Here is a 20,210-nt window from a genome sequence, read left to right on the forward strand (position 1 = left end):
GATCAGTGACGGCCTTCGGTCTTGTCAGACGTGTCGGGACCCTGCGCTTCGCCGAATTCCTCCGCGAAGACGGACTCGTACTGCTTCATGAAGTCGGCGGCGGCCTCGACGAACGTACGGCCCGCTTCACCTGTGTCCTGCATGACCAGTTCCTCTATGTAGCGGTTGACGCTCATGCCGCGCGCGAGGGCGCGCTCACGGGCCGCCTTGGCGGTGCCCTCGTCCACGCGCACGTTCAGCTGGGTCTTCGCCATACCTAGACGCTAGCGCGATAGCGCTAGCAGCGGCAAGCGCGCATCGGAACCGAAAAGTGATACCGCCTGTGGGACGCGTCACACTACGCTCGACCCGGACAAAGAGGCCGCGCGAGCTAGGAGGCAGTCTTGGCCACACCTGCTGCGGAGGCGCCCGCCGCCGAGGGGACAGCAGCCCGGGCACGGGGGCTGACCAAGGCGTACGGCGCGGGTGAGACGGCCGTGCTCGCACTCGACTCGGTGGACGTGGACATCGCACGCGGCCGCTTCACCGCGGTCATGGGCCCGTCGGGCTCCGGCAAGTCCACCCTGATGCACTGTCTGGCGGGACTGGACACGGTGTCGGCCGGCCAGGTCTGGCTCGGCGGCACCGAGATAACCGGGCTGCGGGAGCGCGAGCTGACGCGGCTGCGCCGGGACCGGATCGGGTTCATGTTCCAGTCGTTCAACCTGATCCCGACGCTGAACGCGGCCGAGAACATCACCCTGCCCATGGACATCGCGGGCAAGAAGCCCGACGGGAAATGGCTGGACCAGGTCATCGACACGCTGGGGCTGCGGGACCGGCTCAAGCACCGGCCCGCGCAGCTGTCCGGCGGGCAGCAGCAGCGGGTGGCCTGCGCGCGGGCGCTGGCCTCCCGGCCGGAGCTGATCTTCGCCGACGAGCCGACCGGCAACCTGGACTCGCGGGCCGGTCTGGAGGTGCTGGGCTTCCTGCGGGACGCGGTCGACCAGCTCGGCCAGACGGTCGTCATGGTGACCCATGACCCGAGCGCCGCCGCCCACTCCGACCTGGTCCTCTTCCTCGCGGACGGCCGGATGGTGGACCGGACGGAAGAGCCGACGGCGGACGCCGTACTGGAGCGGATGAAGCGTTTCGACGTGGGACGCGGGTCCGCGGGGCCCGGGGAGGACTGACCCGGTGCTCAAGGCAACCCTGCGGAGCTTCCTGGCCCACAAGGGACGGCTGCTGCTGTCCGCGCTGGCCATCGTCCTGTCCGTGGCGTTCGTCGCGGGCAGCCTGATCTTCTCCGACACCGTCACCCGTACCTTCGACCGGCTGTTCGCCTCCACCTCCGCCGATGTGACGGTGGAACCGAAGGAGGACCTCAAGTCGTCGGTGCCGACCGGCGCCGTACAGACCGTGCCGGCCGCTCTGAAGGACCAGGTCGCCAAGGTCGACGGGGTCGCGGGCAGCCACGCGGACGTGTCCGTGCAGAACATCGTGGTGGTCGACAGCCACCACAAGTCGGTCGGCCCGACCACCGGTGCCCCGACCATCGCCACCGACTGGTACCTCACCCACCGCAGCCCGGTGAAGCTCACCTCGGGGCACGCCCCGCAGGGCGCCGGCCAGGCGCTGCTCGACGCCGACACCGCCGACAAGAAGCACGTGCGCATCGGCGACGCCCTGACCGTGCAGGCCCAGCCCGGCACCTTCGAGGTGCGGATCGTCGGCATCGCCACCTTCACCACCACCAACCCCGGCGCGGCCCTGGTCTTCCTCGACCCCTCGGTGGCCGCGAAGGAACTGCTGGGCTCCGCCGACCGGGCGACCAGCATCTCGGTGGACGCGGCGCAGGGCGTCCCGGACGCCGAGCTGAAGCACCGGATCGGCGAGGCGATCGGGACCGGGACGTACGACCTGAAGACCGCCGACGAGCAGGCCAAGTCCTCCGCCGCGGACCTGGGCGGATTCCTCGACGTCATCAAGTACGTGATGCTCGGGTTCGCCGGCATCGCCACGCTCGTGGGCGTCTTCCTGATCGTCAACACCTTCTCCATGCTGATCGCCCAACGCACCCGTGAGCTGGGCCTGTTGCGCGCGCTGGGCGCCGACCGGCGTCAGGTACGGCGGTCCGTGCTCACCGAGGCGGTGCTGCTCGGGCTGGTCGGTTCGACGCTGGGACTGGGCGCCGGCATCGGGCTGGCGCTCGGGCTGATCAAGCTGATGACCGCGTTCGGGATGAACCTCAAGACCACCGAGATGGTCATCGGCTGGGGCACCCCCGTCGCCGCCTACGTCGTGGGCGTCGGCGTCACCTTCGTCGCCGCCTACCTGCCCGCCCGGCGCGCCGCCACGGTGTCGCCGATGGCGGCGCTCGCGGACGCCGAGATCGCCGGGGTGGGCAAGCCGCTGAAGACGCGGGCGATCGTCGGCGCCGTCGTCGGGGCGCTCGGGGCGGCGGCCCTCGCGGGCTGTGCGACGGCCACGAAGACCGCCTCGGCCTCCTCGCTGCTGGGCCTCGGAGTGGTGCTGACACTGCTCGCGACCGTCATCGCGGGCCCGCTGCTGGTACGCCCGGTGATCCGGGTCCTCGGCGCGGCCTTCCCCGCCCTGTTCGGCTCGGTCGGCCGGATGAGCCAGCGCAACGCCCTGCGCAACCCGCGCCGCACCGGCGCCACCGCCGCCGCGCTCATGGTCGGACTCGCCCTGGTCGGCGGGATGTCGGTGGCGAGCGCCTCCATGTCCAAGTCCTTCGACCAGCAGATCGACAAGACCCTGGGCGCCGACTTCGTCATCCAGAACGGCAACTTCCTGCCGTTCACCCAGGAGGTCACCGACAAGGTGCGCGGCACCGCGGGCGTCGGTCTCGTCGTACGGCAGCGGTTCGCGCCGGTGGCGGTACGACTGCCGGACGGCAAGCGGGTCACCACGACCGCCGCCGGGTACGACCCGCAGGTCGACGCGGTCGCCCATGTCGCCTACCAGGGCGGGAACACCGCGGCCGCGCTGGCCGACGGCGGCATCGGCATGGACGCCACCTTCGCCGCGGACCACAGGGTGCGCCTCGGCAGCGTGCTCCCGGTCGAGTTCCAGGGCGGGAAGAGCGCCGAGATGAAGGTGGGCGCCCTCACCGACCAGGACAGCGGCAGTGGCTTCGGCACCCAGGGCGGGCTGTTCTTCGGCATCGCCACCGTGGAGAAGTACGTCCCCGGCGGCCAGGACTCGTCGTTGTACGTCAACCACGCCTCCGGCACGAGCGTGGACCGGCTCCGCGCGAACCTGGAGCGGACCCTGGCCCCGTATCCGCAGGTGCAGGTCCGCGACCAGGCCGACTACAAGAAACTGGTCCACGACCAGATCGCCGTGCTGCTCTACCTGGTGTACGCGCTGCTCGGCCTGGCGATCGTGATCGCCGTGCTCGGCGTGGTCAACACCCTTGCCCTGTCCGTCGTGGAGCGCACCCGCGAGATCGGGCTGCTGCGCGCGATCGGGCTGGGCCGGCGGCAGCTGCGCCGGATGATCCGGCTGGAGTCGGTGGTGATCGCGGTGTTCGGCGCGGTGCTGGGGCTCGCGCTCGGCCTGGTGTGGGGCGTGTGCACCCAGCAGGTGCTGGCGCTCCAGGGCATGAAGGCGCTGGCGATCCCCTGGGGCACGATCGTCGCGGTGGTGATCGGTTCGGCGGTCGTGGGCATCGTGGCGGCGCTGCTGCCGGCGCTGCGTGCGTCGCGCATGAACGTGCTGGCGGCCATCGCGCACGAATGATGGCGTCGTGACACCCGAGTCCCCCACCACCGAGGAGAGTTCATGCCGCGCCCGTTCCGCTTCGGGGTCAACCTGCTCACGCCCGCATCGGCCGACGAGTGGCGCGCGAAGTGCCGGCGCGCCGAGGAGTTCGGGTACGACGTACTCCTCGTCCCCGATCACCTGGGGATGCCGGCGCCCTTCCCGGCACTGGTCGCGGCCGCCGGGGCGACCGAACGGCCGCGCCTGGGCACCTTCGTCCTCAACGCGGGTTTCTGGAACCCGGTGTTGCTGGCCCGCGAGGTGGCGACGACCGCCGCGCTGACCGGCGGCCGTCTCGAACTCGGTCTCGGCACCGGCTATGTGCAGGCGGAGCACGAGCGGGCCGGACTGCCGTTCGGCTCGCCGCGCGAGCGGGTGGACCATCTGCGGCGCACGGTCGAGGAGTTGCTGAAGTCGGACGGCTGCCGGGTGCCGTTGCTGATCGGCGGCAACGGCGACCGGATGCTGCGGCTGACCGCCGAGCACGCCGACATCGCGGCCTTCAGCGGAGCCCGTCTGACGCCGGGCAGCACGGAAGGCCGCCTGGAGCCGGTCCCGGCGGAGGAGCTCGACGAACGGGTCGCCCGTTACGCGGAGTTGGCGGCGGGCCGCGCGGAACCGGCTGAACGGAACCTGCTCATCCAGATCGTCGCGATCACCGACGACCCGCAGTCCGCACTCGGCCCGCTGCTGGAGCGACGGCCCGAACTGACCCTGGCCCAGGCGCTCGCCCTGCCCACGGTCCTGGTCGGCACCCTGGCGGAGGTCGTCGGACGGGTGCGGGGGCTGCGCGAGCGGTACGGGTTCTCGTATCTGACCGTCCTGGAGCCGTACCTGGAGGTCTTCGCGCCGGTGCTGGCGGAGCTGTCCGCATAGCGGGACCCGCGGCTGCGGACAGGCGACCGTGCCGGGCCGGCCCTCCCGCTCCCCCGTGCCGATGCCGCGTCGGCCCGCAGGTGCCGGAATACCGCGAGCGCGCCCTACGGGCCCAGCGCCATCAGGTCGGCGCCGATCCGGATCACCTGCCGGCCCGGCCCGGTCCCACCGGTCTTGAGCAGCGACGCGCTCTCGGGGTACGGCATGCGATGCGCCCCCGACGCCCGTCGCAACCGGGTCCTGCAGCCGTTCGGCGAGGTCACTCCGCCGGGAAGGTCCTCGTCTCACTGACGGAGGGCTGTGCGGTGCCGTGACGACCTTCGCCGACGTCCAGGGCGGCAAGCAGACGAAGCCGGTCTTCGGTGTCGCTGCCAGGGCGGGCATGGTAGGTGACGATGGTCTGGCCCGGAGCACTCGGGACCAGGAGTTTCTCGTAGTGCAGTTCGAGAGGGCCGACCTGGGGATGGCGCAGCAGGCTGGTGCCGGTCGACTTGTGCCTGACGTCCTGGCGGGCCCAGAGCCGACGGAATCGCTCGCTGCGCAGGGACAGCTCGCCGATGATCTCTATCAAGCGCGGTTCCTGGATGTCCGCACCGGCCACCGAGCGCAGATAGGGGACGACCCTGGCGGTCATGGCCTCCCAGTCCTCGTGCAGTTCGCGGATCTCCGGATTGAGGAAGGCGTCGAGGATGCCGTTGTGGCCCGGTGTGTTGGCCGGCGACAGCGCGGTCGCCAGACGGTTGGCGGCGAGTACGTCCATGTACCGGCCGTGCACGTAGGCGGGGGTGAGCGGCCAGGTGCCGATGAGCGTGCGGAGGGAGTCGCTGACCTTCTCGGGGCGGGATGCGCGGGCACGGCGGGGGCGCTGAGGTGCGGCGGCCAGCTGGAGCATGTAGGCGGTGGACTCCTCGTCCAGCTGGAGGGCGCGGGCGATGCTGCGCAGCACCTGCTCGGAGGGGCGTCGGTCGCGTCCCTGCTCCAGGCGGACGTAGTAGTCGGAGCTGACGCCGGCGAGGAAGGCGACCTCTTCTCGGCGCAGCCCAGCCACCCGACGGTTTCCCGCGTCGGGAATGCCCGCGTCCTGGGGGGTGACGAGCTCTCTGCGGGCGCGCAGGTAGGCGGCCAGAGCACCCGAATCGCCGGAATTTGCCATACCGCCAGGTTAGGTCGCATGCACGCCGTCCGGGTGGCCCTGCCGGTCCCGGTCTCCAGGGGGCCTGGCCGCCCTCTCCCGGCAGCCGCACAGTGGAGATCAAGTTCCCGTGAAGCGATCCGGTCACCGCCCCACCGAAGGGCCCGCGGCCGGGCATCACACCGCTCATCTCTGGCCCGCGCCCGCTACGACGCGGCCCCACTGGAGGAGACCTCCGTGTCCGACCTGTTTCACAGTCGCTTCGATCGCCATTCGACCGCCGGCGAGGTGATCGACGGAGTCGACCTGGTCGGCAAGCGCGCCGTCGTGACCGGCGCCGGATCCGGCATCGGCGTCGAGACCGCCCGGGCCCTGGCGGTGGCCGGCGCCGAGGTGACCCTCGCCGTCCGCCGCCTTCAGGCAGGTGAGCAGGTCGCCGCCGACCTGCGCGAGGCAACCGGCAGTCAGGCGATCCACGCCAGGCACCTCGACATCGCCGATCCGGCGTCCGTCGCCGCCTTCACCAACAGGTGGCAGGGGCCTCTCCACATCCTGGTCAACAACGCCGGGATCATGATGCTCCCGGAACTCGAGCGCGGTACCGCCGGGCACGAGCAGCAGTTCGCCACGAACTACCTGGGCCACTTCGCGCTCACCCTGGGACTGCGTCACGCGCTGGCCGCCGCCGACGGCGCCCGCGTCGTCAACGTGTCCTCCAGCGGGCACCTCTTCTCGCCGGTCGTCTTCGACGACCTCGACTTCCGCTTCCGCCCCTACGACCCGCTGGCCGCCTATGGCCAGTCCAAGACCGCCGAGATCCTCATGGCCGTGGAAGCCGACCGCCGCTGGGCCGGTGCCGGCATCAGGGCCAACGCCCTGCACCCCGGAGCGATCGCGACCAACCTGCAGCGGCACACCGGCGGTCTGAAGACCCCTGAGCCTCACCGCAAGACGGTGGAGCAGGGCGCCGCGACGTCGGTGTTCCTGGCCGCGTCCCCGTTGGCGGAGGGCTTGGGCGGACGCTACTTCGAGGACGTGAACGAATCCCCGCGCGTCTCCCAGCGGCCCGCCGAGTTCGGCGTACCCGGTGTGGCCCCTTATGCCCTGGACCCGGCGAACGCCGAACGCCTGTGGACCGCAACGGCCGGCCTCCTGGACTGATCCGCCGTCGAACGCGTGCCACCGCGGGTTGTGCACGCCGAAGCCGACCACCGCTCGACGGTCCCGTGGCTCGGAGTCGTCGGGCCCGAGTTCAGGCGAGCGGGGCGACCGAGGGCCATACGCCGAACCACTGCTCGGCGCCGTACGCCTCGAAGCGCTCCACCTCGGTGAACCCCAGCTTCGCCGCGAGGCGCATCGAACGGACGTTGGCGGTCTGGGTGTAGAGCACCACCGGCTCGCCGGGCAGCGCGCCGGCGAACCAGTCGAGTGCCGCCGCGCACGCCTCGGTGGCGTACCCCTGCCCCCACGCTTCCGGCAGGAACAGGTAGCCGAGCCCGGTCCCCCCGGCCTCCCGGCGGTTACCCGGAAGCTCGGGTTCGTGCGGGTCGAGCAGGACCGTGCCGATGGCCGCTCCGTCGAGCTCGACCACGAAGAAGCCGGGGCGCTGCCCGGGCACCTCGGGCACTGTGCGTTCGAGCTCGGCACGCGGTCGAGGGCCACCGAGGTAGGTGCTCACCTCTGGCGAGGCGTTCAGCTCGATGACCACCGCACGGTCCCCTGCCTCGGACTCGCGGAGTACGAGGCGCTCGGTCTTGATCGGGGCAGGCGGCCAGGCGAGGTCTCTGGAGTCGGTCATGCCTGCCAACCTAGCCAGCGGGCCCGGAAGCGATCAAGACGCGCCGACCACGGGGCGCAGCACGTGGTGGGACGCCGAAGGAGCCCTGGGCAACCCCGGTTGCGGCTGTTGCTTTCTCCTTTCGAGATCCCTGGATCTCCCGCACCTCCCCCACTCACACCCCTGCGCCGAGGCCCCCTGCTGAACTCCACCGCCGACCCGGCCGCCACCGACGGCGCCCTCGACGGTACGGAAAACTCGCTCGCCAGACAGGCGCGCGCCCTGCTTGGCTCGGCTCATGAGCGATCTTCGCATCCGCTGCGCCACCTTCTCGGACATCGACACCGTGCTGCGGTTCTGGCGCGTCGCCGCGGAAGGAACGAGTATCAGCGACGACCACGACGGCGTGGCCCGACTCATCGCACGAGACCCCGAAGCGCTGCTCCTCGCGACGCGGGACGGCCTCCTCACCGGGACCGTCATAGCCGGCTTCGACGGCTGGCGATGCTCCGCCTACCGGCTCGCCGTACACCCCGACCACCGCCGGCAAGGCATCGCCACCGCACTGTTGCAAGCCGCGGAACAACGCTTCGCCGCCCTGGGCGGACGACGCGTCGACGCGATGGTGCTGGAAGCCAACGAACAGGCCCACCGCACATGGGCCGCCGCCGGCTACCACCGCGAGGACCACTGGCGACGCTGGGTCAAACCGCTGTAGCCGACGTCAGCGAGGCGACGCCGGCGAGCAAGCAGGCCTCGACGGACGACCCGGCCAGCCGCCAGCCGCCAGCCGCCAGCCGCGGATCGGTTGCGGAGGCGCCATCGGGAGTCTCCTTTGCCGATCCTTTACCATTGAGGGGTCGTCCCGTTCCTCGATGAAAGGTGTGTGAGCGTCCGCCCATGGGCGAGCCTCCCGGTCCTCGGTTCCGGCAATACCGCGCGGTCCCGTCCGCCCTGTCCGATCATGGGACGGAGGTGACCCGATGACCGAAGTGCTCCTCCTGCTGGTGGCGATCCTGCTCTCGCTCGCCTGCGGTGCCTTCGTCGCGGCCGAGTTCTCGCTGACCACGGTGGGTCGAGGCGAACTGGAACGCGCCGTGGAACGCGGCGAGCGCGGGGCGGCGGGCGCCCTCAAGGCCGTACGGCACCTGACCTTCCAGCTCTCGGGGGCGCAGCTCGGGATCACGGTCACCAATCTGGTGGTCGGCATGCTCGCCGAGCCGTCGATCGCCAAGCTGCTGGCCGGCCCGCTGGAGGCGATGGGCATCGCACGATCGGCGGCGAGCTCGCTCGCGCTGGTGATCGGCACCGCGCTGTCCACGGTGTTCCTGATGGTCGTCGGCGAGCTGGTGCCCAAGAACTGGGCGATCTCCTCGCCGCTGGCCGTGGCCAAGCGGGTGGGCAACGCCCAGCGCTGGTTCAGCGCGGCCTTCCGGCCGTTCATCACGCACCTGAACAACACCGCGAACCGGGTGGTACGACGGTTCGGCCTGGAGCCCGCCGAGGAGCTGGCCTCCGCCCGCGGGCCCCAGGAGCTGGCCGCGCTGGCCCGGCACTCCGCCAAGGCGGGCGCGCTGGAGGCGGACACCGCCGAGCTGTTCGTGCGCACGCTGAACCTCGCCGATCTCACTGCGGAGAACGTGATGACCCCGCGCGTCCAGGTCGTCGCCCTGGAGGTCCGGGCGACCTGCGAGGACGTGGCGAACGCGACCCGGGCGACCGGGCTGTCCCGCTTCCCGGTCTACCGGGACAGCCTCGACTCGGTCGTCGGCACCGCCCACATCAAGGACATCCTGGCCCTGCCCGTGGCGGAGCGGGCCCGGGTCCGGGTGGCCCAGGTGATGCGCGAGCCGCTGCTGGTCCCCGAGTCCCTCACCGTCGACCGCCTCCTGGACCGCCTCGGCGGCCGGCGCACCATGGCCGTCGTCATCGACGAGTACGGCGGTACGGCCGGGGTCGCCACCCTGGAGGACATCGTCGAGGAGGTCGTCGGCGAGGTCCGCGACGAGCACGACCCGCACGAGACACCCGACCTCGCCCCCGCCGGCGCCGACGAGCAGGGCCGCGCGCTCTACTCGGCGGACGGCGCGGCCCGTATGGACCAGCTCTCGCGCGTCGGCCTGAGGGCCCCCGAGGGGCCGTACGAGACGCTGGCCGGGCTGGTCGCGACCGAGCTGGGACGGATACCCGAGACCGGGGACGGCGTCGAGGTCGCCGGGTGGCGCCTCGACGTGGTGGACGCGTCGGGACGGCGGGCGGCCCGGGTGCTGCTGCACGCGCCGCTCGCCGACGACGACGAGCAGGAGCGGAAGAAGGAGGGGCGCCGGTGACCGCCGTACAGCTGCTGATCGGTTTCGCGACGCTGGTCGTCAACGCCTTCTTCGTGGGCGCCGAGTTCGCGCTGATCTCCGTGCGCCGCTCCCAGATCGAGCCGCACGCCGAGGCGGGCGACCGGCGGGCCAAGAGCGTGCTGTGGGGGTTGGAGCATGTATCGGCGCTCCTGGCCGCCGCCCAGCTCGGCATCACCCTGTGCACGCTGGTGCTGGGTGTGGTCGCCGAGCCGGCCATCGCGCATCTGCTGGAGCCGGTGTTCCACGCGGTCGGAGTGCCCAAGAGCGCCGGCCATGCCGTGTCCTTCGTGATCGCGCTGGCTCTGGCGACCTACCTGCACATGCTGCTCGGCGAGATGGTGCCGAAGAACGTGGCGCTCGCCGAGCCCGTGCGCAGCGCGCTGCTGCTCGGGCCGCCCCTGGTGGCGCTGTCCCGGGCGCTGCGTCCGGTGATCTTCACGGTGAACGCCTTCGCGAACGGCCTGCTCAAGCTGTTGCGGGTGGAGACCAAGAACGAGGTCGCGGCGACCTTCACGGACACCGAGCTGGCCGAGATCGTCAAGGACGCCAGCGAGGCGGGCCTGATCGACGACCGGGCGCAGGAACGCCTGCACGACGCCCTGGAGCTGGGCCGGCGGCCGGTGCGGGACGTGGTGGTCCCGCTGGAACGGGTCGTCTACGCGCGCGTGGGCGTCACCCCGGAGGAGTTGGAACGGCTGTCGGCGGAGTCGGGTTTCTCGCGGTTCCCGGTGGTCGACGAGGGGCGGCGGATCGTCGGCTACCTGCACGTCAAGGACGCGCTGGACGCCTCGCCACGGGACGAGGCGTTCCGGCTGCGGGACATGCGGCCCATCGCGCGGGTGCGGGAGAGCACCCCGCTGGACGACGTGCTCACCGCGATGCGCGGCAGCCGCACCCATCTGGCGGGCGTGCTCGGCGACGACGGACGGCTGGCGGGGCTGGTGACGATGGAGGACGTGCTGCGGGAGCTGTTCGGGCAGCACGCGTAGCCCACCTCCGAGGAGGGACCGACCGACGGGTATGCGCCTCGGGATACCATCTCTGTCGCCATGCAGAAGAACCCTGTGCACCCCGCGCTTCCCACGTACTCCAGCCTGGTCGCGGTCGGCGACTCCTTCACCGAGGGCATGTCGGACCTGCAACCCGACGGCTCGTACCGGGGCTGGGCCGATGTCCTCGCCGCCCGGATGGCCGCCCGCACCCCCGGCTTCCGCTACGCCAACCTCGCGGTGCGCGGCAAGCTGATCGGGCAGATCGTCGAGGAGCAGGTGGACGTGGCGGTCGCGATGCGGCCCGACGTGATCACCCTGGTCGGCGGCCTCAACGACACCCTGCGCCCCAAGTGCGACATGGTCCGGGTCCAGGACCTGCTGACCGAGGCGGTGGAGCGACTGGCACCGGCCTGCGAGCAGCTGGTGCTGATGCGCAGCCCCGGCCGCCAGGGCCCGGTCCTGGAGCGGTTCCGGCCACGCATGGAGGAGCTGTTCGACTGTGTCGAGAAGCTCGCCGGGCAGCACGGTGCCGTCGTGGTCGACCTGTACGGCGCCCCCTCGCTCTCCGACCCCCGGATGTGGGACGTGGACCGGCTGCACCTGACGGCCGAGGGGCACCGCCGGGTCGCCGAGGCGGTCTGGCAGACCCTCGGGTACGAGGCCGAGGACAGCGAGTGGCACACGCCGATGCCGGCCACACCGCCGCCCGGCTGGGCCGCGCGCCGGGTCGCGGACGCCCGCTTCACCAGGCAGCACCTGCTGCCGTGGATAGGCCGTCGCCTGACCGGCCGCTCCTCGGGCGACGGCCGGACAGGCGCCCACTTCAGCGCTGAGCTGGGCAAAGCCTTCTGGGTCACCCCCGCGGACCACACAAACCCCGGCCCCGTGACGGACTGGCGACGGGTGGGGCCCTAGCCCGGAGCCCCGCCGACTGCCATGCACCGATCACACGCGGGGCGCGGGCGAGGCCTGGGCCCGGTGGTTCGGGTGGTGTGACTGCCGTCGCTGTGCATATTCGTGGGGCCTTCTAGAGTCGTCTCGCTTTCTTCGATGGCGCCGGCGTGCCCTTGACCGTGTGCGCCGTCTGGCGCCCGATGTGACACAAGCGGCCTCCATCGTGTGGCGATAGAGCCGTGCCTCGAGGAGGAACGTTCATGCTGGCCAGGAGGATCGGCGCGGTCGCCGCAACAGCAGTGGCGCTGGTGGCAGCCCGCGACCTTGTCCAGAAGCGGCACGCGCTGCTGCGGAACTTCCCGGTGATCGGGCACGCTCGGTACCTGTTGGAGACGATCGGGCCGGAGCTGCGGCAGTACATCGTGACGTCCAACGAGGAGGAGCGCCCCTTCAGCCGTGACCAGCGCACCTGGATCTACGCGTCGGCGAAGGAGGAGAACAACTACTTCGGGTTCGGCACCGAGGTCGACGTCGAGCACGTCCAGGGGCACGCCTACCTGAAGCAGCGCACCTTCGCCGACGCTCTGCCCGACACACACGACCCGCAGGCCCCGCTGCCCTCGGCCAAGGTGCTGGGTGGTCCGCGCGGGCGTGCCAAGGCCTTCCGGCCGGCGAGCGTCGTGAACATCTCGGCGATGAGCTTCGGCTCGCTCTCCGGCGCGGCCATCACGGCGCTCAACAAGGGAGCGGCGCTGGCGGGCACGATGCACAACACCGGCGAGGGCGGCCTGTCGCCGTACCACCGCAACGGCGGCGACTTGGTGCTGCAGATCGGCACCTCGTACTTCGGCTGCCGCAACGAGGACGGCAGCTTCAGCCTCGACAAGCTCAAGGACGTGGTCGCGAGCGCCCCCGTCAAGGCGATCGAGATCAAGCTCTCCCAGGGCGCCAAGCCGGGGCTGGGCGGGTTGCTGCCGGGCGCCAAGGTGACCCCGGAGATCGCCGAAATCCGCGGCATCCCCGTCGGCAAGGACTGCGCCTCCCCGTCGCGGCACAGCGCGTTCACCGACGTCGACTCGATGCTCGACTTCGTCGAACTGCTCGCCACCGAGACCGGTCTGCCGGTCGGGGTCAAGAGCGCGGTGGGCGAGCTGGACTTCTGGCAGGAGCTGGCCGCGCTGATGGCGCGTGGTGACCGTGGCGTCGACTTCGTGACCGTCGACGGCAGCGAGGGCGGCACCGGAGCGGCGCCGCGGATCTTCGCCGACTCGGTGTCGTTGCCGTTCCGGATGGGGTTCTCCCGGGTCTACGGCACTTTCGCCGAGCTCGGGCTCACCGACGAGCTGACCTTCATCGGCTCCGGCAAGCTCGGCCTGCCCGAGAACGCCGCGGTGGCCTTCGCCCTGGGCACCGACATGATCAACGTGGCCCGTGAGGCGATGCTGTCGATCGGCTGCATCCAGTCGCAGAAGTGCCACACCGACAAGTGCCCCACCGGCATCGCCACCCAGAACCAGTGGCTGGCCCGTGGCCTGGACCCGACCTCGAAGGCCACCCGGACCGCCGTCTACCTGCGCACCCTGCGCAGGGAGCTGATGAAGGTCTCGTCGGCTGTCGGCGTCGCCCACCCGGGGCTCATCACCGCCGACGACATCGAGATCATGAACGGCGACTACGAGGCCCGCACCCTGGCCGGTGTCTACGGCTACAAGGACGGCTGGGGCGAGCTCGGCCCGCACCTTGCCAAGGAGATCACCGAGCTGCTCGTCTCCACGCCGACCTCGACGAACACCCGGCCGGAGTGATCGCAACGTGTCCGAGGAAGTGAGATTCAAGAGCGTCGTCGGCCCCGAGCTGGCCGGATCGATCGACCTGCCGGAGGGCGAGGTCCGGGGCTGGGGGATCTTTGTCCACGGATTCACGCTCGGCAGGAACTCGCCGGCCGCCTCGCGGGTCAGCAAGCAGTTGGCCCGCGAGGGGATCGGCATTCTGCGCTACGACAACCTCGGGATCGGCGACTCCGACGGCGACTGGGGTGACGGTTCCTTCACCGTCAAGGTCCAGGACACCGTCCGCGCGGCAAACCTGATGGCAGAGCGGGGGACTCCGGCGGATCTGCTGGTGGGGCACTCGTGGGGAGGCGCCGCCGCCATCGCCGCGGCGGCCGAGGCAACCGGCGTCCGCGCGGTCGCCACGATCGGGGCGCCCGCCGACCCCAGCCACGTGGAGCACCAGTACGACGCGGTCGTGGACCGCGTGCTCAGTGAGGGGCAGCACGAGTGGTTCGTCGGCGGGCGGACCCTGGTCCTCAAGCGTGCCTTCGTCGAGGACGTCCGCCGTGCCCGTCTGCACGAGCGGGTGCGTGAGATGGACCAGCCGCTGCTCGTGATGCACTCGCCCACCGACGACACCGTCGATATCGCCAACGCCGGGGAGATCTTCCGCATGGCGCGGCACCCGCGAAGCTTCGTCTCGCTCGAAGGAGCAGACCATCTCCTGACCGCACGAGGGCACGCGCAGCGAGCCGCCCGCATCATCAGCGCCTGGGCCGACCAGTACATCCACGCCTCACGACCCGCAGGAAAGGACGTTTCGGGTGCGTGAGAGGTCGTTTTCGCCTCATTAGAGCAGCTTCAGGCACCCCAGCACTGCGCTCTCGCCTCTCGCGTGACAGGCCCGTCCGCGGCGAGTACAACGATCCACCACAGGGCGCCCCACCCTCGGCGATCGCCCCCGGCAGCGACTCGGTAGGGCGGTAGCAGGTACGTGCCCATCCCGGTAGCGGTTCGCCCCGGGCAGTCAGTTGATCATCCTCGCGGTCGGACCGCGCATGCTCCACGAGCCTCTTCCCCGCGCGGGAGGCTGCCCCGTCAGGCGCGGTCCGATGACGTCGAATCAGGTCCGTCACCAGCGTGGACGCAGTATTCGGCACGTACAGCATTTGCCGCGGATCGCGAGGGCCTGCCGGCCGCGCGGAACGGCGCGGAACAGCGCGGAACGGCGCGGAACGCCCAACCCTCAGGTGGTCACGCGGGGCTGTACAGGCCGCGCACCTTTGAGGGTGCGCGGCCTCGAAACGGGTCGGCTCCACCGAATCAACACATGGGCCGAGAACCGGGACAGGGATGAACATTTCGAGAAAGAGCCGGCTGTTCGCAGTGGTCGGGGCGCTGGTGACCTCGCTGGCCGTGTCCGGGGGCATCGCGTCGGCCGCCGTACCCGCGGGGGCCGCTGACCGCGCGGCGGACTCGCAGACCTTCAGCATCACTTCCGACGACCAGCAGAACCAGTTCGTCCAGGCCGTCGGCACCCCCAACGCGACGGTGGTGATCGCGGGGACCGTGAATCTGGACCTGAGCGGCCTGTCGGCCATACCGGTAGCACCCGGGGTTCGGATCACCGGCGATCGCACGGTGGTCGCGAAGGGGCCGCGGATCTTCACCACGACGTTCCCGCGCACGCTGCTCACCATCGGAGACAGCGACGGCGGGACCGCAGACAACGTGCGGATCAGCGGGATCAGGTTCGACGGCGGGGAGCCGATGGACCCCGGGGCCTCGGTGGGCACCACGGACGCCGACGGAATCGACATCTGGTCCAGCCAGAACGTGGAGCTCGACCACGACGAGTTCGCCCGCTGGCGCGGCGCGGCGATCAACGTGCAAGATCCAGGCAACCGGATCAACCGTGCCAACGCCGACACGGTGTGGGTGCACGACAACTACATCCATGACAACCAGCACCCCACCATGGACAGCATCGAGGACGCGTTCGGCAACCACCACGGCGCCGGCTACGGGGTGGCCCTGAACAACGGCGCCTACGCGCTGATCGAGAAGAACGAGTTCCAGGCCAACCGCCACTCGGTCACCGGTGACGGCCGGCCCGGCACCGGGTACCTCGTGTACCGCAACCTCATGGAGTCACCCGGGCTCGGCTTCTCGCTGCTGGGCTGGGACCACTACGAGCACCTCATCGACATGCACGGCCGCGGGGACTGCTCCAACTACCAGTGCGGACCGGCCGGCGAGTACGCCGACATCGCCTACAACTCCTTCCCCTCCACCAACTCGACCGAGATCAAACTGCGCGGCACGCCCTCGGACGGCTTCAACGTCGAGAACAACGTCTTCGCCCACACCGTCAAGTGGTCCACCACGTTCACCAACGGCGCGCTGGACCAGACCGAGACGGGTCTGCACGACAACGGCGGGAACATTCTCGGGGCGAACCGTGACAACCAGCGCATGTGCGACTTCGACGGCGACGGCATCACCGACCCCTTCATGACCACGGGCGTGACCTGGTGGTACGCCACCAGTGCCGGCGACCAGCACTGGGTGTACCTCAACCAGTCGAACGAACGCATCGCCGACCTCCGGTTCCGCGACGTCAACGGTGACGGCTTGTGCGACGTGACCTCGGTCAACAGCGGCAAGGCCTACTACACCCACCGCCAGGTCGACGACGAGGTACGTCCCGGCAACGGCCTTCCCGCGGTCGCTCCCGCCCCCGGTTCCTCGGTCGCCATGGCCTCCCAGGACGAGACGGACAGCGCGAAGGGGGTCCAGGCGTTCGCCGTCGACGCGCAAGGCGCGCTCTACACCACCCACATCGTCCCGGGGCAGGCGGCCCCGGACTGGACCGCTGACTACGACACCCCCGCACCACTGACGTCCGTGGCGGCGGCGACCAACGCCGACGGGCGGATCGAGCTGTTCGCCCTTGACCGGAACGGGCTGATCTACGCGCGCTCACAGACGAGCCCCGGGTCGAGCGGGTGGTCGGCATGGAGGAGCCTCGACGGCATCCTCAATTCGATCTCCGTGGCGCGCAACCAGAACGGAACCCTCCAGATCTTCGGCACCAACTCCGCCGGCTCGATCTTCACCCGCTCCCAACTGCAGCCTTCGGTCGACAACTGGAACGGCTGGCAGCAGATGGACGGCCTTCTCACCAAGATCGTCGCGGGAACCCACGCGGACGGGACGATCGAGGTCGACGGCATCAACGTCTACGGCACCCCGTGGCACCGTCGGCAGACCACCGTCAACGCGACCAGCCCCGGGTCCGGCTGGTCGGGCTGGGCCCAGATGTTCGCGAACCAGGGGGTGCTCACGGACATCTCCGTAGCCCCCACCTACTACCAGGAGTTCGCGTTCTTCGGCGTCTTCGGCGACGCGGCCTACCAGAACACCGAGGTGTCGTGGGGCGGCTACAACACCGGCGGGTGGCACCCCCTGACATATGGCAGCGGCATACGCAGCGTCGCCGCGCAGCGGTGCGGCAGTGACGTGCTCCTCATCGGTGTCACTGACGACGGAAAGACCGAGGTCAACGAAATCGGGGGCGGATTCATCGGCGGTGATTACGGGTGGGGCCTGATCAACGGCGCCACGGCACGTGCCACCTGATCCGTGCCAACGATGCGGCGAACCGGCGCGCACGACGTGGTGTTCTGAGTCCCTGAAAGGCGGCACCACCAGGGTTTCGATCCTGGCAGGTGGTTCAGCTAGCCGGCGAGACGTTCGAAGATCTCGTCGGCGGACTTGGTCCAGGTGAACGGTTTGAGGTGATCCGCACCTCGGTGCGCTGCCCCTGGCTCTGCATCAGCGCGGCCTGGAAGACCAGCCCGGAGCCGAGCGCGACGGCTAGTCCGGTGATCCGCCCGGCGAAGAACACCCACCCTTGGTCGCGGTCGCCATCTGCACCGCGATCGCGAGGGCCACGGTCAGCACACCGAGGATCAGCGCCGCCGGAAACCAGTCCAGGCTGGTGCCGAGCACGCCGACGCCCACCATCAGCAGGGGGACGAGCGCGGCTATGCGGGCGAGCCGCCACACCACGTGCGGGGGCCAGGCCACGTCCTTCCGGGACCCGGGCGCCATCAGCGGCCCTCGAACCGGCGCAGCCCGACCCGCCGGGACAGCCAGACCAGCAGCTCGAAGAGCACCAGTACCACCAGCAGGGCCCACGCGGCGATGTCGATCCCGCTGTAGTCCGTCTCGGCCAGTTCCGGCGCCGTCCAGCCGTGCGGGTCGACGAGCACGTCCTCGGTCTGCCCGACTTCCATCGGCCCGTCGCAGGAGTCGTTGCCCAGCTCGGCGTGTTTGAGCGGCTTGCCGTCCACCCGCCCCAGAATGCAGGTGTACTCCGGTCCGTGCTTGCCCTGGTACGTCTTCACCGAGGTGACCCGCACCTCCACCCGCTGCCCTTGGTGCGCCATCACCTCCGCCTGCAGCACCGGCCCCGGCCCGGACAGTGCGGCGATCCCCACGATCACCCCGCCGACGATCAACCACCCGTTCGGCGCGGCGATGATCAGCAGCGAGAGAGTCGCGATCAGCGTGAAGGTCCCGAGCACCAGTCCGAGCCCGCTCCAGTCCGGATTGGCGGACAGCAAAGACAGCCCGACGATCACCGGCGGACCGAAAAACGCCATCGTGGTGAGGCGGCGGACGTGCCGGGACGAGGTGGCGGTGGCTATGCGAGGCACGGCGTCAGTGTGACGAACGGGGGCGTCAGGCTGAAGAGCGGGGTCCGTTACTACAGTCGCGCTCTCGATGAGCACCTGTGATCCGAGCAAGGTGGCATGCCTGGCGCACCGGGCACCGGCCCTGGCATGAGGAGATGTCCTGGCCCGGCGAGCGTGCGACGCGACGGCCGCGCGCCGAAGCGGCCGGAGCTGCTGCCGTACGAGGCATAGCGGGGGGCTGACACTGGCGTGCCGGTCCCCGCCCGGGCTGTGCCACGCTGACGTCCCGGCGGAGCTGGCCGAGGCCTCTTGGCGCTCGTGTGCCGGACCGGGCTGATTCGCCCGCACCATCGGACGGCTCTCGTAGCTTCGCACGAGCGGACCTGCGGCGCTGGACTGCAGAAACCGCCAGTAGAATCCGTACACGTGACTTCTGCCGCCCCCGCCAAGCCCCGCATCCCGAACGTCCTCGCCGGACGTTACGCCTCCGCCGAGCTCGCCACGCTCTGGTCGCCCGAGCAGAAGGTGAAGCTGGAGCGGCAGCTCTGGCTCGCCGTGCTGCGGGCCCAGAAGGACCTCGGTATCGAGGTGCCGGACGCGGCGATCGCCGACTACGAGCGGGTCCTCGACACCGTCGACCTGGCCTCCATCGCCGAGCGCGAGAAGGTCACGCGGCACGACGTGAAGGCACGGATCGAGGAGTTCAACGACCTCGCCGGGCATGAGCACGTGCACAAGGGCATGACCTCCCGCGACCTGACGGAGAACGTCGAGCAGCTGCAGATCCGGCTCTCGCTGGAGCTGGTGCGCGACCGTACGGTGGCCGTCCTGGCGCGGCTGGGCAAGCTGGCCGGCGAGTACGCGGAGCTGGTCATGGCCGGCCGCTCGCACAACGTGGCCGCTCAGGCCACCACCCTCGGCAAGCGCTTCGCGACCGCCGCCGACGAGCTGCTGGTGGCCTACGGCCGGGTCGAGGAGCTGCTCGGCCGCTACCCGCTGCGTGGCATCAAGGGCCCGGTCGGCACGGCCCAGGACATGCTGGACCTGCTGGGCGGGGACGCGGCGAAGCTGGCCGAGCTGGAGAACCGGATCGCGCGGCACCTTGGCTTCTCGCAGGCGTTCACGTCGGTCGGCCAGGTGTACCCGCGGTCGCTGGACTACGAGGTCGTGACCGCGCTGGTGCAGCTGGCGGCCGCGCCGTCGTCGCTGGCCAAGACGATCCGGCTGATGGCCGGGCACGAGCTGGTCACCGAGGGCTTCAAGCCGGGCCAGGTGGGCTCCTCGGCGATGCCGCACAAGATGAACACGCGGTCCTGCGAGCGAGTCAACGGCCTGATGGTGATCTTGCGCGGCTACGCCTCGATGACCGGCGAGCTGGCGGGCGACCAGTGGAACGAGGGCGACGTGTCCTGCTCGGTGGTGCGCCGGGTGGCCCTGCCCGACGCGTTCTTCGCACTGGACGGTCTGCTGGAGACGTTCCTGACCGTGCTCGACGAGTTCGGCGCCTTCCCCGCCGTCGTCGCCCGCGAACTGGACCGCTACCTGCCGTTCCTCGCCACCACCAAGGTGCTGATGGGCGCGGTGCGCGCGGGCGTCGGCCGTGAGGTCGCGCACGAGGCCATCAAGGAGAACGCCGTCGCCACCGCGCTCGCCATGCGTGAGCAGGGCGCCGAGCGCAACGACCTGCTCGACAAGCTCGCCGCCGACGCGCGACTGCCGCTGGACCGTGAGCAGCTCGCCGCCCTGATGGCGGACAAGCTGTCCTTCACGGGCGCCGCCGCCGACCAGGTCGCGGCCGTCGTCGGCCGGATCGAGGAGATCCTCAAGCAGCACCCCGAGGCCGCCGCCTACGCCCCGGGAGCGATCCTCTGAGCCGCCCCGTCGGCTCGCGCCAGTCACCGCGCTTCACGGCGGCGGAGCTGGAGGCCGCCCGCGACCGTCTGGTCCC

17 protein-coding genes are annotated in these 20,210 nt (G+C 70.6%); 12 read left to right on the forward strand and 5 right to left on the reverse strand.

Translation table 11 applies throughout. The annotated features are described in order from the left end of the window. Positions 1 to 2: 2 nt before the first annotated feature. Positions 3 to 254 carry a toxin-antitoxin system HicB family antitoxin gene (locus ABZ642_RS40890; RefSeq protein ID WP_351698264.1) on the reverse strand — a complete coding sequence of 84 codons (252 nt, stop codon included), beginning with the start codon at positions 252 to 254 and terminating at the stop codon, positions 3 to 5. Between the two features lie 129 nt (positions 255 to 383). Here ABZ642_RS40890 and ABZ642_RS40895 point away from each other — a divergent pair, with 129 nt between their 5' ends. From ABZ642_RS40895 to ABZ642_RS40905, 3 genes are read left to right on the forward strand one after another with little or no spacing between them, the layout of a single operon-like run. Next, positions 384 to 1,172, forward strand: coding sequence for an ABC transporter ATP-binding protein (locus tag ABZ642_RS40895; RefSeq protein ID WP_360494928.1), 789 nt, complete (start codon positions 384 to 386; stop codon positions 1,170 to 1,172). Positions 1,173 to 1,176: 4 nt separating this feature from the next. Next, a complete protein-coding gene (locus tag ABZ642_RS40900; protein WP_360494931.1) occupies positions 1,177 to 3,744 on the forward strand; it encodes an ABC transporter permease in 2,568 nt (855 codons plus the stop codon). Positions 3,745 to 3,786: 42 nt separating this feature from the next. Next, on the forward strand, positions 3,787 to 4,641 hold the full coding sequence (locus ABZ642_RS40905) for a TIGR03621 family F420-dependent LLM class oxidoreductase (protein ID WP_360494934.1): 855 nt from the start codon (positions 3,787 to 3,789) through the stop codon (positions 4,639 to 4,641). Positions 4,642 to 4,900: 259 nt separating this feature from the next. Here the strand turns inward: ABZ642_RS40905 and ABZ642_RS40910 are convergent, their stop codons facing one another. After that, complete coding sequence (locus ABZ642_RS40910; RefSeq protein WP_360494937.1) at positions 4,901 to 5,794, reverse strand: helix-turn-helix transcriptional regulator; 894 nt, start codon at positions 5,792 to 5,794, stop codon at positions 4,901 to 4,903. Between the two features lie 216 nt (positions 5,795 to 6,010). On the opposite strand from ABZ642_RS40910, the gene ABZ642_RS40915 reads away from it, so the two are divergent. Then, entirely contained in the window at positions 6,011 to 6,934 is a 924-nt protein-coding gene (locus tag ABZ642_RS40915) for an SDR family NAD(P)-dependent oxidoreductase (RefSeq protein ID WP_360494940.1), read from the forward strand. 91 nt (positions 6,935 to 7,025) lie between these two features. On the opposite strand, the gene ABZ642_RS40920 is transcribed toward ABZ642_RS40915, so the two are convergent. Next, positions 7,026 to 7,571, reverse strand: coding sequence for a GNAT family N-acetyltransferase (locus ABZ642_RS40920; RefSeq protein WP_360494943.1), 546 nt, complete (start codon positions 7,569 to 7,571; stop codon positions 7,026 to 7,028). A gap of 277 nt (positions 7,572 to 7,848) precedes the next feature. Here ABZ642_RS40920 and ABZ642_RS40925 point away from each other — a divergent pair, with 277 nt between their 5' ends. The 7 genes from ABZ642_RS40925 to ABZ642_RS40955 all read left to right on the forward strand — a co-directional run bounded on the left by ABZ642_RS40925 (position 7,849) and on the right by ABZ642_RS40955 (position 17,201). Beyond that, a complete protein-coding gene (locus ABZ642_RS40925; RefSeq protein ID WP_360494946.1) occupies positions 7,849 to 8,268 on the forward strand; it encodes a GNAT family N-acetyltransferase in 420 nt (139 codons plus the stop codon). A 265-nt stretch (positions 8,269 to 8,533) separates the two neighbouring features. Continuing rightward, on the forward strand, positions 8,534 to 9,880 hold the full coding sequence (locus ABZ642_RS40930; protein ID WP_360494949.1) for a hemolysin family protein: 1,347 nt from the start codon (positions 8,534 to 8,536) through the stop codon (positions 9,878 to 9,880). Next, positions 9,877 to 10,890, forward strand: coding sequence for a hemolysin family protein (locus ABZ642_RS40935; RefSeq protein ID WP_360494952.1), 1,014 nt, complete (start codon positions 9,877 to 9,879; stop codon positions 10,888 to 10,890). The genes ABZ642_RS40930 and ABZ642_RS40935 overlap by 4 nt, the downstream gene beginning before the upstream one ends. Before the next feature lie 60 nt (positions 10,891 to 10,950). Next, positions 10,951 to 11,808: an SGNH/GDSL hydrolase family protein gene (locus tag ABZ642_RS40940; protein ID WP_360494955.1), complete on the forward strand. Its 858-nt coding sequence runs from the start codon at positions 10,951 to 10,953 to the stop codon at positions 11,806 to 11,808. Between the two features lie 239 nt (positions 11,809 to 12,047). Further along, positions 12,048 to 13,592 carry an FMN-binding glutamate synthase family protein gene (locus ABZ642_RS40945; RefSeq protein WP_360494958.1) on the forward strand — a complete coding sequence of 515 codons (1,545 nt, stop codon included), beginning with the start codon at positions 12,048 to 12,050 and terminating at the stop codon, positions 13,590 to 13,592. A 7-nt stretch (positions 13,593 to 13,599) separates the two neighbouring features. Continuing rightward, a complete protein-coding gene (locus ABZ642_RS40950; protein WP_360494961.1) occupies positions 13,600 to 14,391 on the forward strand; it encodes an alpha/beta fold hydrolase in 792 nt (263 codons plus the stop codon). A gap of 521 nt (positions 14,392 to 14,912) precedes the next feature. Beyond that, on the forward strand, positions 14,913 to 17,201 hold the full coding sequence (locus ABZ642_RS40955) for a tectonin domain-containing protein (RefSeq protein ID WP_360494964.1): 2,289 nt from the start codon (positions 14,913 to 14,915) through the stop codon (positions 17,199 to 17,201). Positions 17,202 to 17,438: 237 nt separating this feature from the next. Here ABZ642_RS40955 and ABZ642_RS40960 read toward each other — a convergent pair whose 3' ends face one another. Both ABZ642_RS40960 and ABZ642_RS40965 read right to left on the reverse strand, forming a co-directional pair. Then, a complete protein-coding gene (locus tag ABZ642_RS40960) occupies positions 17,439 to 17,675 on the reverse strand; it encodes a hypothetical protein (RefSeq protein ID WP_360494967.1) in 237 nt (78 codons plus the stop codon). Continuing rightward, the gene (locus tag ABZ642_RS40965) at positions 17,675 to 18,283 is read right to left on the reverse strand and encodes a hypothetical protein (protein ID WP_360494970.1); all 609 of its coding nucleotides are present in this window, start codon (positions 18,281 to 18,283) and stop codon (positions 17,675 to 17,677) included. The genes ABZ642_RS40960 and ABZ642_RS40965 overlap by 1 nt, the downstream gene beginning before the upstream one ends. A gap of 405 nt (positions 18,284 to 18,688) precedes the next feature. Between ABZ642_RS40965 and purB the strand changes: the two genes are divergently transcribed. Then, positions 18,689 to 20,134, forward strand: a complete 1,446-nt coding sequence (gene purB / locus ABZ642_RS40970; RefSeq protein WP_360494973.1) for an adenylosuccinate lyase — start codon at positions 18,689 to 18,691, stop codon at positions 20,132 to 20,134. The last annotated feature ends 76 nt before the right edge of the window (positions 20,135 to 20,210 follow it).

Origin of the sequence: Streptomyces sp. NPDC007157 (assembly GCF_040634235.1) — a bacterium.
Classification (GTDB): Bacteria; Actinomycetota; Actinomycetes; order Streptomycetales; family Streptomycetaceae; genus Streptomyces.

Excerpts from the sequence above, each read along its gene's own strand:
- ABZ642_RS40920 (WP_360494943.1), bottom strand. The coding sequence starts at position 7,571 with ATGACCGACTCCAGAGACCTCGCCTGGCCGCCTGCCCCGATCAAGACC.
- ABZ642_RS40940 (WP_360494955.1), top strand. The coding sequence starts at position 10,951 with ATGCAGAAGAACCCTGTGCACCCCGCGCTTCCCACGTACTCCAGCCTG.
- ABZ642_RS40910 (WP_360494937.1), bottom strand. The coding sequence starts at position 5,794 with ATGGCAAATTCCGGCGATTCGGGTGCTCTGGCCGCCTACCTGCGCGCC.
- ABZ642_RS40930 (WP_360494949.1), top strand. The coding sequence starts at position 8,534 with ATGACCGAAGTGCTCCTCCTGCTGGTGGCGATCCTGCTCTCGCTCGCC.
- ABZ642_RS40890 (WP_351698264.1), bottom strand. The coding sequence starts at position 254 with ATGGCGAAGACCCAGCTGAACGTGCGCGTGGACGAGGGCACCGCCAAG.
- ABZ642_RS40905 (WP_360494934.1), top strand. The coding sequence starts at position 3,787 with ATGCCGCGCCCGTTCCGCTTCGGGGTCAACCTGCTCACGCCCGCATCG.
- ABZ642_RS40945 (WP_360494958.1), top strand. The coding sequence starts at position 12,048 with ATGCTGGCCAGGAGGATCGGCGCGGTCGCCGCAACAGCAGTGGCGCTG.
- ABZ642_RS40955 (WP_360494964.1), top strand. The coding sequence starts at position 14,913 with ATGAACATTTCGAGAAAGAGCCGGCTGTTCGCAGTGGTCGGGGCGCTG.
- ABZ642_RS40925 (WP_360494946.1), top strand. The coding sequence starts at position 7,849 with ATGAGCGATCTTCGCATCCGCTGCGCCACCTTCTCGGACATCGACACC.
- ABZ642_RS40960 (WP_360494967.1), bottom strand. The coding sequence starts at position 17,675 with ATGGCGCCCGGGTCCCGGAAGGACGTGGCCTGGCCCCCGCACGTGGTG.